The 13123-nt window shown below is 40.1% G+C and carries 7 protein-coding genes and 1 tRNA gene; 5 read left to right on the top strand and 3 right to left on the bottom strand.

The genetic code is table 11. The annotated features are described in order from the left end of the window. Window positions 1–292: 292 nt before the first annotated feature. Both omp85 and EL17_RS05610 read left to right on the top strand, forming a co-directional pair. Window positions 293–1819: an Omp85 family outer membrane protein gene (omp85, locus tag EL17_RS05620; protein WP_035071279.1), complete on the top strand. Its 1527-nt coding sequence runs from the start codon at window positions 293–295 to the stop codon at window positions 1817–1819. Window positions 1820–2010: 191 nt separating this feature from the next. Further along, window positions 2011–3822 carry an SLC13 family permease gene (locus EL17_RS05610; protein ID WP_084166119.1) on the top strand — a complete coding sequence of 604 codons (1812 nt, stop codon included), beginning with the start codon at window positions 2011–2013 and terminating at the stop codon, window positions 3820–3822. 149 nt (window positions 3823–3971) lie between these two features. On the opposite strand, the gene EL17_RS05605 is transcribed toward EL17_RS05610, so the two are convergent. Then, complete coding sequence (locus tag EL17_RS05605) at window positions 3972–4877, bottom strand: NmrA family NAD(P)-binding protein (RefSeq protein ID WP_035071270.1); 906 nt, start codon at window positions 4875–4877, stop codon at window positions 3972–3974. Window positions 4878–5313: 436 nt separating this feature from the next. On the opposite strand from EL17_RS05605, the gene rpsA reads away from it, so the two are divergent. Further along, window positions 5314–7110 (top strand): 30S ribosomal protein S1, encoded by a 1797-nt coding sequence (rpsA, locus tag EL17_RS05600; protein ID WP_035071269.1) that lies wholly within the window; start codon window positions 5314–5316, stop codon window positions 7108–7110. Between the two features lie 211 nt (window positions 7111–7321). On the opposite strand, the gene EL17_RS05595 is transcribed toward rpsA, so the two are convergent. Further along, a complete protein-coding gene (locus EL17_RS05595; protein ID WP_035071267.1) occupies window positions 7322–8074 on the bottom strand; it encodes a DUF2490 domain-containing protein in 753 nt (250 codons plus the stop codon). Window positions 8075–8214: 140 nt separating this feature from the next. After that, a tRNA-Cys gene (locus tag EL17_RS05590) sits at window positions 8215–8288 on the bottom strand. A gap of 376 nt (window positions 8289–8664) precedes the next feature. Here EL17_RS05590 and EL17_RS05585 point away from each other — a divergent pair. After that, a complete protein-coding gene (locus EL17_RS05585; RefSeq protein WP_035071265.1) occupies window positions 8665–9921 on the top strand; it encodes a c-type cytochrome in 1257 nt (418 codons plus the stop codon). A 112-nt stretch (window positions 9922–10033) separates the two neighbouring features. Continuing rightward, the gene (locus tag EL17_RS05580) at window positions 10034–13117 is read left to right on the top strand and encodes a TAT-variant-translocated molybdopterin oxidoreductase (RefSeq protein WP_035071263.1); all 3084 of its coding nucleotides are present in this window, start codon (window positions 10034–10036) and stop codon (window positions 13115–13117) included. Window positions 13118–13123: the final 6 nt, after the last annotated feature.

The raw sequence follows: 13123 nt of genomic DNA, 5'->3' as shown, positions 1-13123 counted from the left end.
ATAAGAAATAGAAGTAACCTATTTATAATAAGTCAAACAATCTATATCTAGATTTAGATTGTTTGAGGTTACATTTATATTGTTTCAATTGGCTATTATTTAGGTGCTTAATTTATCCATATATAAGCAAAATGAGCATCACTAAATAGCCTGTAGGTAATTCAATGATTTTCACGGGCTTATATAAAAAATCCAGGTTTTTGCATTTTCTTTTTTGGCCTATGTATCATGATTGATTATCTTTACCATTTAAACATCAATACTTTCCATTAATTTATACTATTTAATTGATATGAATAAAGTTTTATCTATATATTTTCTTTTAACTATCATAATTTTTAATGTAAATGCACAGAATCCTGTGTTTCTGGGTACTGAAAATCTGGACAGGTCAGTCATACTTAATGGTGATACATTGGATTTGCCGTTTGCCATGTCTAGAGAAAAGCGATTGCTCCCGGAGGATATTTTAAATAAAAGAGAGGGCTGGTATGCTACTGGTCTACCAGAGTTAACGGTAGACCCTATTCGAGGTCTTACGGTAGGGGCCAATGCCTTTTTGTTTAATAATATGGATAGAACTGACCCGTTTTATTATTTTACACCATATAGAATTCGATATGCCGTGGGACTGAGAGTGGCACAGAACGGGAGGGTAGATGCGGAGTTAAATGTAGACGTACCTTTTATATTTAATTCCAAGTGGAGATTGAGAGGTGATTTTATCTATGCTAATGATCCAAATTGGCAATATTTTGGGATAGGATCACAAACACTCAATAACCTACGGTACCAAGATAAAAGAACTGGAAATATAGTAGAAAATGCAAGGTTTCCCGGGTATTATGACAACTTGGCTTTGACCAGATCCGGTAGAGGTGCCGAGTTCAATGAAGACCCCACAGAAATTTATACAGATGTTCATTTTAATGAAGTTGATTATAGCCAGTTTCTAGTAGGTTTAGCTTTGGAAAGGACCTTTTTTGAGGGCAGAATGAGGCTGATGCTGGGAGCTGAAATTCTAGTAGTGGGAATAGATCAATATGATAATAAAACCACTGTAGAAGCATTGGATATCAATACAGGAGAAGAAACCGGGGCAGTCCAAGGTCAGACTAGATTGACCCAGGATTTTTTAGCAGGCCAGCAGGGAGATTCCAATTCCTCATGGGGCAGATATAACATTGGAGGATATGAGGGAGGCCGTATAGGTTTACTACAGACGGGTTTGATGTGGGATACACGAGATTTGGAGCCTGATCCTTCTCGGGGTATGTTTATTGAATATGCCCAGGAAATTTCAGCCCCTTGGACGGGGTCTGAATTTACATTTACCAAACATTTGATACAGGGCATGTTTTACCAGCGGGTGCTGCCAGCCACTTTAGGTAGAACAGTCTTTGCCAGCAGGTTTGCATTAGGATATATAAGAGGTTCCAATATTCCATTTACAGAGGTATTGGATCTATGGGGAGCTTCAGAAGGTGGCGGGATTCCAGTCTTGGGTGGAGCCAGAGCTTTGAGGGGATATAGAGAAGGACGATTTGCAGGAATGGTTACTGCTCTTGCCAATGTTGAATTGCGCTCCCGGTTTTATCAAGCTACTGTTTTAAACCAGCATATGGCATTTTCAGCAGTGCCGTTTTTGGATGCTGGTAGAGTATATGACAGTTTTTCTGATATGAGTTTAGATAATATAAAAGTCAATCCGGGAATAGGGCTGAGGTTGGCCTGGAACCAGGCGACTATATTACGGATGGATTATGCCCGCTCTGCCGAAGATGCCCAGTTTTTCTTCGTATTTGGACATACGTTTTAGGTGCTGACCTATTGGTCCCAGCAGACGATGGTTATGGGGCAAGAGTAAATATGATGATCACTTATGTAAAAGCTAAAATATATGGCAATAGTTTATACCATAAATTATACATTTTACGGTTAAATTTTTGTAATTTTTAGTTTCATTACTATTAGGTATTGCAGCTATAACCTTTATTTCCCATCCACATTATGCCAATAGCGGTAGTCATTGTATTAGCGATTTTAGGTGTAGCGTTTGTTTTATTTTTTACCGGAGTCATTCGGCCAGATGCCATTGCTATATTGGTCATGCTTTCATTGGTCATTACCAAGTCTATTAGTCCGGAAGATAGTTTTATAGGATTCAGTAGCCACGCCGTGATGACTGTAGCGGGCCTGTTGGTCATCACTGAAGGACTGAAGCGAACAGGGGTAGTACTTTTAGCGGCAAGAAAATTAGAAAATCTAATAGGTAAAAGTTTTAACAGACTACTATTGATCAATAGTTCTGTTCCGGCTATATTATCTGCCTTTATTACTGTGATGCCGGCCGCCTCTTTTTTGATACCTGTTATCCTCAGACTCTGTCTTAGGATGAAGGTATCCCCTTCGAGGATACTTTTGCCCATGGCTACTATTGCCCTTATAGGATCTAACCTTACGCTGATAGGAGCATCCCATAATTTGGTTGTACATAGTTTATTGAAGGAGTCACAAGGGGCGGGATTCGGTTTTTTTGAATTTTCGATAGTGGGTATATGTTTACTGCTGGCTTCATTTCTTTATATTTTTTTTATTGGCCGTTATTTGCTCCCACATAGACAAAAGCTGGATAATCCAAGAAACTCTACAGTGACTGCCAATCTGATTCAGGAATATGATCTAAAGAACAAGCTTTTCGAAGCCTGGGTCTCCACTGACTTAGAAGGCAAGCACCTATCTATAGCAGCATTGGATCTATATGGGAAATATGGGCTGGACTTGTTGGAAGTAGTCAGGGAAGGGTCAAAATTTGTGGCACTGGATGATTTTGATCTTCAGTCAGGGGATACACTTCTTTTAAAAGGGACAGAACAGGCTGCCAAAGATTTTTGCGAATATTATTCCGGTATTACTTATATGGGGCCACCCCGTGCGCAGGAGAAATACCCTATCAGTTCAGCAGAACTGGCAGAAGCTGTGGTACCGCCTCGGTCTCCGGTGATGGGTAAGACTCCCAAAGAAATTAATTTCAGGGAAGACTATAGTCTAACTGTTATAGGCTATTATAGGGACGGGAAACCGCATGCCAGCTATGCACAGGATGTAAAGCTGAAGGAAGGGGACGGACTTTTGTTTTATGGACCAAGGAATGCCATCAGAGATTTTGAGCCCACTAAGGAGATCCTTATTTATTATAAACCCGGAATTCCGGAGGTGTCTGCTAAAAAAGAAATACTGGCACCCCTGGCCACGGCTATTCTACTGGCCGTGGTGGTGGTCTCTGTTGCTGATCTAGTCCCAATTTCTGTAGCTGCTATAGGTGGAGCCACGCTGATGGTACTAGCCGGGATCATCAATCCGGCTAAAGCTTATGATGCTATAGACTGGAAGATTATTGTTTTGATAGGAGGGATGTATCCATTGGGCATAGCACTGGTACAGTCAGGAACAGCTGACATGATAGGAGATGGTCTGGTAAATGTCCTTGGTGGATATGGGGCGCTGATAGTAATGGCTGGCATCTCTTTACTGACCATGATCCTAACCCAGCCGATACATAATGCTGTAGTGGCTATCATTATGACTCCCATAGCCATCAATGCTGCCGAACTGATGGGGTCAAATCCACGGGCTTTCTGTATAGCTGTAATGGTTTCCTGTTCCAGTACCTTTCTTATGTCAGTGGGGCATCCCGCACCCCTTATGGTACAGATACCAGGAAATTACAATGCTGTAGATTATATTAAGTTCGGGCTTCCGCTGAATATAATAGCCATGGCAGTGATTCTTATTATCATTCCTTTATTTTGGCCTTTGTAGATATTTAGGTGCCTGAAGTGGAGCTGCTTTGGCTATTGTTTTGAATGCTGGAAACTTAAATTTAAAAGCCGAATACTATCCATTCCATACCTGACATTTCCCTTTTTCAAGTATAAAGTACCTGTGTCTACCTATCGGGAATTTAATTTTTAATGTTTTTGCGCCTTTTTTTGTTCCAGGACATTTTTGACCTTGGTCCACTTTCTTTCACCGTACCGGTCATTGTCATATAGGCTTACCTTGGCTTTGCCTTCGGCCATGTCCCGCATGTATTGCATTCCCTGCCATGCAGGATATAGATCTTTTTCTGCTGGTGATAGTGTCCGGCCTATTGTGATAAAAGTATTCAAAAGACCTATTCCCCCGGCCCGTATCAGGCGAAACTTTTCTTTGGAGAGTGCTGACTGGATATCTCTGATCTCTCTGGCACTGATCTGATCTCCGGCTATCCATAGATAGCGTGGTGTGGAGTAATCCAGGGCTACCTTGGCAGTAAAAGCAGCTACGTCATCCATAGTAGTGAAGTCCATCTTTTGATCTGCATCTCCCCAGAATAGGACGCTTCTGAATTTAGGAAGGATCATAGGCATTTCATTGGTCAGCAGTTCAGTAAAGGGACCGTTAAAAATAGATGTGGCCGCGATGGGGGCTTTATCCAAAATCTGATGAAACTCTCTACGCAGGTCCAGGTTCCTATTGTTGCCAGGATCCAGCTGAGTAAAATCCAAGGAATAGTCTGAGGGAATAAATCTCGGCACTCCTGCCGCTACAGCTCCCTCTAACAAGACCTTCTGTGCATCTATGACGACATCCCTCAATCCAGCCAAAGCAGATACCACACAGGAAGCACCTTTACAGGCTTTGGCAATCTCCTCTGGGTGGGACATATCTACTTTAAAAATCTTAGCTCCTGAACTTTCTAGCTTCCGCAGTTTTTCACTGTCAGTACTTAGTCTGGCTAGCACCCTGACCTCAGTGTCCTTTGCCAGTAGTGCCCGTACTATTCTTTTCCCTAGATTACCGGTACCTCCAGCTACGATGATTATTTGTTTCATTAAGATTTAAATGTTTATGTAATAAAAAAGAGGATAATAAATGAATTAAGAAGTTGAAAAGGAATAATCAAAGTTTAGTAGTCAATGTTTACCGGTCTTTCATAAATTCCCTTGGCAATTTTTGTGCTGAAATGGTCACAGTCTGAAAGAATAGTGAAAAAAAGAACTTAGTTAGATATAAAATCTGGTTAAAGGTTTTCTATAGAAGAGGGTATGCCTAATTTTCTAATTTGAGTTTATTAAAAGCTATAGAAAATAGTGTTACTTAAAGAGTAATAGCAATACTTTTTTCCGAGTATCCTATGTCCCTGTTTCATTATTTTTAGTACCTTTGCAGTCCGGTCAAGTGAACGGTCCTTTAATAAAGGAAAATTTATAACTAAAAACCTCAGCCTGAAGACTCTAGGGCTGTTGAAAGTCAGAGTCATAGATTAATATGTCAAATAAAACAGAAGACTTTAACTGGGAAAAGTTTGAAACCAAGGGTTTTGGAGAAGGCTACACTAAGGCGGAAAGAGCCGAAATGGAGAAACTTTATGATAACACCCTGAATGAGATCACGGAAAAAGAAGTTATCAAAGGTACCGTAGTGGGTATCAATGATAAGGATGTGATCATCAACATAGGTTTCAAATCAGATGGATTGGTGCCAAGAACTGAGTTCAGAGATCTTCCTGATCTTAAAATCGGTGATGAGGTAGAACTTTTCATCGAAGAGCAGGAAAACAGCTTAGGACAGTTGGTACTTTCTAGAAAGAAAGCCAAAATGGTCCGTGCATGGTCTGATATCGAAGAAGCCCTTGAGCATGATAACATCATAGAAGGTCTAGTCAAAAGAAGAACTAAAGGTGGCCTTATCGTGGATATCTACGGTGTAGAAGCTTTCCTACCAGGTTCTCAGATTGATGTGAAGCCTATCAGAGATTTTGATATCTATGTAGGTAAGAAAATGGAAGTGAAAGTGGTTAAGATCAACCACGCAAACGATAACGTAGTAGTTTCTCATAAAGTCCTCATTGAGAAGGATCTTGAGAAGCAAAAAGCTGAAATTCTTAATAACCTTGAGAAAGGTCAGGTACTGGAGGGTGTGATCAAGAACATGACTAACTTCGGTGTATTCATCGACCTTGGTGGTGTAGATGGTCTACTTCATATTACGGATATCTCTTGGGGCAGAATCAATCATCCAGAGGAAGTGCTTAATCTTGACGATAAAGTTCAGATTGTGGTACTTGACTTTGATGATGATAAGAAGCGTATATCGCTAGGTATGAAACAATTGACTTCTCACCCTTGGGATTCTCTTTCTGCTGAGCTTGAGATCGGCTCCAGAGTTAAGGGTAAGATAGTAAATGTGGCTGATTACGGTGCATTCTTGGAGCTTGCTCCGGGTGTAGAAGGTTTGATCCACGTATCTGAAATGTCCTGGTCTCAGCACTTAAGAAATCCAGCTGACTTTGTAAAAGTCGGTGACGAAATCGAAGCTGTAGTATTGACGCTCGACAAAGATGATAGAAAAATGTCTCTAGGTATCAAGCAGCTTACCGAAGATCCATGGACCAAGCAGGACATGGGTTCTAAATATGCTGTAAATACCAAGCATAAAGGAGTGGTAAGAAACTTGACCAATTTCGGCCTGTTCCTTGAACTGGAAGAAGGTATCGACGGATTGGTTCACGTATCTGACCTTTCCTGGACCAAGAAGATCAAGCATCCATCTGAATATGTGAAAGTAGGAGATGAGTTAGAAGTAATCGTTCTTGAACTTGATGTTGATAACAGAAGACTTGCCCTAGGCCATAAGCAGTTGGAAGAAAATCCGTGGGATACTTTCGAAGGCATCTTCCCGGTAGGATCAGTGCATAAGTGTACTGTAAACTCTAAAAACGATAAAGGCGCTGTACTTGAGTTGCCATATGGTTTGGAAGGTTTTGCTACTATCAAAAATCTTGAAAAAGAAGATGGTTCTCAGGTTGAAGTAAGTGAATCATTAGACTTTAAAGTTACTGAGTTTTCTAAAGATGATAAGAGAATAGTGCTATCTCACACCGCGATGTTCAAAGAAGAAGCTGCTGCCCCTAAAGGAGCCAAAAAAGCTGCCGGTGCTGCTACCTCTTCTAAGAAGAAAGGTGAAGATAAGCCATCTAGCCAACCAGCTGCAGAGAAATCTACACTTGGCGACTTAGATGCTTTGACTGCATTGAAAGAAAAAATGGACGAGAATAAAAAGTAATTTCTTTTTAAAACTAGAATAATATAAGGCGCCTTCCAACTTGGAGGCGCCTTTATTTATTTACTATATACAGCATTCATACAGCTATATTCTAAGTGTTTTTAATGCCTATTTGCATTGGAATGCATTTAAAAGTAATTTTTGAGATGATTATATTTTATCATTTATATCACAAGAATTGTTTTCACGTTCATTTATGATGGGAAGGTGGCTATAGCTTATGCCTAAAGGTGAAACGCAGATTGTCGTAATTGAATAAAATATCATACTGGTATTCTTTTTCTGTAGACCTGAGATAGCCAAGTTCGAGCCTTATACGGTCGGTCATATAATATTGAAGCCCCGCATAAATTCTGGTAGTATCAAAAAATTCATCCCAATCCAGGTGTGCCATAACTTCTGTAGATACCTGCATATTCCAATGGCCCTGCTTTCTGTTTTTATCCAATAATGTGAAGTCTGTAGTGAATTCATATCGAACCCTAAAGTCAAATGAATAGGAGTCTTCGATAATTTCATTAACTTCTTCAGGTGGAATGAATGTCCTCAAGGTATCTCCCCTAAATCGTTGTTCAGTTCTAATTCTATGGTTAAAGTTCCAGCGGTTATGTGAATAGGTGAAATTGACTTCCTGATGCGGTCTTATTTCAGGCTGGATTACTGGTGTATAAATGCTGTAAAGTTGTGAATAAGCCAGACCAGCACCAAAATTAAAATGATCATTTTTCATATAATAAAGGGTGGACCTTACTATGGTTTGAAACTGCCTATTTGGATCAAAAAACCTCCTGTTATCTAGTTCGGCATCGAGTTGGAGTTTATCAGACAGCTCCCATTCTAAATAATATCGTGTCCAATACAAACCTCCGTCTTCAAGTTCATTTGCCGTTCTTTGGGCCATAGAATGTTGGGAAAATAGAGAAAATATCCAGAGGGAAAGGGCGAACCATAAATTTTTTTTCATATAAGACGGTCCTTCAAAAATTAATCCAAGCTTAATTGGTCGCAAAAAAGTGTGATAAATGATATTTAAAAAAAGATCCGCGCTTAAATATTATGGCCTAATAAATTAAAAATAAAAGCGCCACTGGGGCGCTTTTATATTGGAGGTCGAGAGCGGATTCGAACCGCTGTACAAGGTTTTGCAGACCTCTGCCTAGCCACTCGGCCACTCGACCATCTTTCTCCTAAATGGATTGCAAATGTAGCCATTTACTCCTGTTATCCCAAAAATTGGTAAATATTTATTGAATAAAAATGATAAAAATATTCCGGTTAAAATTTGCTTTTAAAAGTATTGATTTATTAAGTGTCCCAATGGATTGCTTTTGAAAAAGGTTTCATCAAATAGCGGTTATTTATATAAATTCTAAATAAACTCAAGTTATCCTTAAATTTATTTAAGTTATTGAAATACAATGTATTGTATGTGTTAAATGGCAAATGAATGGCATATTGTGCTTATACGTGCTTAGTTTGAAAATAAGAAGCTGGATAGTACATTTGTGGGGATTATTGAAAATCGTGAAAAAAACTGGTTAAAGAGTAATAAATATGTCGATCAAACGCTCATTATTAAGTGTTCCGTTAAGATTAAGCAACTTAGCATTGTTATTTTTCCTTTTTATGGGGATCAATGCATATGCTGCTGATCCTTCAGTATCTGACAGTGACGATGCTATCACCGCAGGACGTTCGTTGTTTAATGCTAACTGTAGAGCCTGTCATGCTTTAGACAGAAGGGGTGTAGGCCCTGCCCTTAGGGGGGTTACCGAAAGAAGGGATATTGACTGGGCCAAAAGGTTTATCTTAAATTCCCAGGCATTGATTCAAGCGGGAGATGCTACCGCAGTGGCCTTATTTAAAGAATATGGCAATACTGTAATGCCGGCCCATACTTTTCTAAGTGATGATGACCTTAATAATTTATTGAGTTATATAGAATATGGTGATACTGCTGACGCCTCTGCCGCCGCAGTAGGAGAGGGCGTGGAAGGTGAGCAGGCTACAGGTGGTATTCCAAGTGAGTATCTTACCATTATACTAGGTGTTTTAGTACTGGTATTATTACTGATTCTGATAGTTTTAGGCCTTATCATTTCAGTGCTTACCAAATACCTAAATAAGCAGCCTTTAGATCAGGAGGATAAGGAATTTATTAACCAGAAGACGGATATAAAAGCTGTATTTAAAAGTGATGCCTTTATTTTGATCGTTACTACCATCGTATTGGCATTGGTAGTGAAGACAGCCATAGACGGATTGTATTCAGTGGGTGTACAGCAGGGATATGCCCCTACACAGCCCATAGCTTATTCTCACGAGCTTCACGCAGGGCAATATGAGATCCCTTGTCAATATTGCCATACAGGTGTGGAAATAGGTAGATCTGCCAATATCCCATCAGCTAATATATGTATGAACTGTCATACACATATTCAAAATGTAGATGGTCAAGAAGGAATGTCACCTGAGATAGCAAAGATTTACGCTGCTATAGAAAACGATCAGCCTATCGAATGGGTAAGGGTTCACAATCTACCCGATCTTGCATACTTTGATCACTCGCAGCATGTGGTGGTCGGTGGGGTAGCTTGCCAGACCTGTCATGGACCTATAGAAGAAATGGAAGTCGTTCGCCAGCACAGTTCTTTGACTATGGGATGGTGTATTGATTGTCACAGACAAACTGAAATCAATACTGCTGGGAATCAATATTACGATAAACTAGTTCAACTCCATTCTGAAACCAAAAGTTCTTTACGTGTGAAGGACATAGGTGGATTGGAATGTGCTAAGTGTCACTATTAATACTAACTTTAGAAAGAATTCTTTTCTGTAAAATAGCCTTGAATCAGATGTAGGTATCTCATCTGGACAAAAATAGAAAGAGGCTGGTAAATGAAAAGCTGATAATATTCTCATGAAAGAAAATAAAAAAACATACTGGAAAGGATTAGAGCAATTAACCAATGATCCTGAGTTTGTCAAAAATGCAGACAGAGAATTTCCTGAGGCGCCTACAGTAAGTGCTGAAGGTGGTGCTTCAAGAAGGGACTTCCTGAAGATGATGGGATTCAGTATAGCTGCAGCTTCCTTAGCTGCCTGCGAAGCCCCTGTCAGAAAAGCGATCCCTTATGTCAACAAGCCGGTGGATGTAAATCCATCTGTTCCGAATTACTACGCGACGACCTATTCTTCGGGTGGTGATTATGCATCTATTGTAGTGAAAACCAGAGAAGGTCGACCTATCAAGGTAGAAGGTAACAAACTATCCTCTATCACCCAAGGAGGTGTTAATGCCATTGTGGAAGCTTCTGTACTGTCTTTATACGATAAGCAGAGACTCACCGGTCCTATGATCAATGGTGAAGCTACAGATTGGTCCACCTTGGACAATGCTGTAAGTACGGCACTAAATAGGGCAAATAATATAAAAATTGTAACCAATACCATAATCAGCCCATCCACGGAAAGTGTACTGGAGGATCTTGCCAATGCTGTAGGTGGTGCGGATATTATCACTTATGATCCTGTGTCTACTTTTGGTATTTTGCAGGCTTCAGAAAGTTTTTATGGATTTTCTGGATTACCCACCTATAGATTTGATAGAGCTAATGTAATTGTAAGTTTCGGGGCAGACTTTTTAGGTACATGGATTTCTCCAATAGAATTTGCAAAACATTATAGTAAAGGAAGAAAGATCTCTACTGAAAACCCCAATATGTCGCGTCACTTTCAGTTTGAGTCTAATATGTCTCTAACTGGTGCCAATGCAGACTATAGGACGCCTATCAAAGCTTCTCAAAGTGGATTGGCTATATTGGCTTTATATAATTTACTGGCTAGAAGAGGCGGAGGTACTCCCGTTCAGGCCACAACTGTTGAGATCCCTAATTTAGAGAGAGCTGCAGATGAGCTTTGGGCAGCGAGAGGAAGATCCCTTGTAGTATCCGGATCTAATGATCCTAATGTACAGGTGGTGGTTAATGCTATTAACGATTTGTTAGGCAATACGGGTGAGACGGTGGATTTTTCTAGGCCTTCTTATTTCCGCAAAGGAAACGATGTACAAATGAATCAATTTGTATCCGATTTAGCTGCAGGCAGAGTAGGTGGAGTAATTTTTTATAACTGTAATCCGGTATATGATCATCTACGTGGAGCCGAAATAGCTGAAGCACTGCCTAATGTAGGAATATCTGTAGCTACAAACGAAACTTTAAATGAAACGGCTTCATTAGTACAATATGTCGCTCCAGATCACCATTATTTAGAATCATGGAATGATTTTAACCCTAAGGCTGGAGAATACAGCTTAGCGCAGCCTACCATTACGCCACTTTTTAATACCAGGCAGGCACAGGATTCATTCTTAGTTTGGTCAGGAAGTGCAACAAATTACTATGAATACCTTCAGACATCCTGGAGAAATACTCTTTTTGGTGGTCAAACTGATGTTACTGATTTCACTGAATTCTGGGACAGAACATTATATAATGGCGTTTATTCCGTAGCTGGAAATGGTTCAATTGTGGAACTTTCTGGCATGGGTAACGTGGGACAGGCTGCAGCAGAGATCAACAGAAATTATACAGCTGATAGCACCAATGTTGAATTGGTTGTTTATCAGAAAGTGGGTATAGGCACTGGTGTCCATGCAAACAATCCATGGCTTCAAGAAATGCCAGATCCAGTTACTAAAGCTACATGGGATAATTATCTGACCGTATCTCAGCGATGGGCTGCAGATAATAATTACAGAATGTTTGAAGGGGATGCCAAAATGGCTCGAATTACCGTAAATGGTAAATCTTTCTTACTTCCAGTAGTCGTTCAGCCTGGACAGGCAAACGGGACAGTGGGTATAGCGGTAGGTTATGGCAGGACCAAAGCTGGTAGAGTAGCAGACGGCATAGGTATCAACGCCTATGAATTGCTAGATAATTCACGAGGATTCACAAATTTTGAAGTATTGACCGGGGTGACTGTAGAAATGACTTCTGATTCATATAAAGTAGCTCGTACGCAAACGCACGAGACTTATATGAGAAGAGAATTTGTTATCCAGGAAGCTACTCTAGGGGAATACAGAGAAAATCCTGCCGCGGGTAGGTATTTCCCTGAGATATATTCTGAAGGTGAATTTGTTAAGCCATCTAAAATCAGTTTATGGAACGGGCATAAATATAGCCAGCACCACTGGGGTATGGCCATAGACATGAATTCGTGTATAGGTTGTGGTGCCTGTACGGTAGCTTGCCAGGTAGAAAACAACGTGGCCGTAGTAGGAAAAGAAGAGGTTTTGAACCGTAGAGAAATGGCCTGGATAAGAATTGACAGGTACTATAGCTCTGATCAGTCTGCAGAATCCTATAAAGAACTTGAAGTAGCTTCTGATAATCCTGAAGTAGTTTTTCAGCCGATGCTTTGTCAGCACTGTAACAATGCTCCCTGTGAGTCAGTATGTCCGGTGATTGCGACAAGTCATAACTCAGAAGGTCTTAGCCAAATGACTTATAACAGGTGTATCGGTACTAGATACTGTGCCAACAACTGTCCATATAAAGTAAGAAGATTCAATTGGTTCAAATACCATGACAATAAGGATTTTGCAGCTGTGAACGTCGCACAAAACTCTGACTTGGGTAAAATGGTTTTAAATCCAGATGTAACAGTAAGAGCAAGAGGTGTGATGGAAAAATGCTCCATGTGTGTGCAGAGAATCCAGGCTGGTAAGCTAGCGGCTAAGCGCGAAAACAGAAAAGTGATAGATGGTGAAATCGATATGGCTTGTGCTGTGGCCTGTCCTACAGATGCAATAGTGTTTGGTGACATGAACGATACCAATAGCCAGATCACTAAAATGCTTAAAATTCAGGATTCTATCTCCGCTACCAAAGAGGTAAATGAAGAAAGAGCCTATCACGTATTGGAAGAAATCAATGTAAGTCCAAACATTTGGTACTTTACAAAGATTAGAAATAAGGACAAAAACGAAGCGTAAATAAAA

This window comes from Anditalea andensis (genome assembly GCF_000714815.1).
GTDB lineage: Bacteria > Bacteroidota > Bacteroidia > Cytophagales > Cyclobacteriaceae > Anditalea > Anditalea andensis.
Note: the sequence above shows the minus strand (reverse complement) of the source record. Positions and strands in the feature narration are given on the sequence as shown.

What these genes read in the sequence shown, in the direction of transcription:
- omp85 (WP_035071279.1), top strand. Translation starts at nt 293, where the DNA reads ATGAATAAAGTTTTATCTATATATTTTCTTTTAACTATCATAATTTTT.
- EL17_RS05610 (WP_084166119.1), top strand. Translation starts at nt 2,011, where the DNA reads ATGCCAATAGCGGTAGTCATTGTATTAGCGATTTTAGGTGTAGCGTTT.
- EL17_RS05605 (WP_035071270.1), bottom strand. Translation starts at nt 4,877, where the DNA reads ATGAAACAAATAATCATCGTAGCTGGAGGTACCGGTAATCTAGGGAAA.
- rpsA (WP_035071269.1), top strand. Translation starts at nt 5,314, where the DNA reads ATGTCAAATAAAACAGAAGACTTTAACTGGGAAAAGTTTGAAACCAAG.
- EL17_RS05595 (WP_035071267.1), bottom strand. Translation starts at nt 8,074, where the DNA reads ATGAAAAAAAATTTATGGTTCGCCCTTTCCCTCTGGATATTTTCTCTA.
- EL17_RS05585 (WP_035071265.1), top strand. Translation starts at nt 8,665, where the DNA reads ATGTCGATCAAACGCTCATTATTAAGTGTTCCGTTAAGATTAAGCAAC.
- EL17_RS05580 (WP_035071263.1), top strand. Translation starts at nt 10,034, where the DNA reads ATGAAAGAAAATAAAAAAACATACTGGAAAGGATTAGAGCAATTAACC.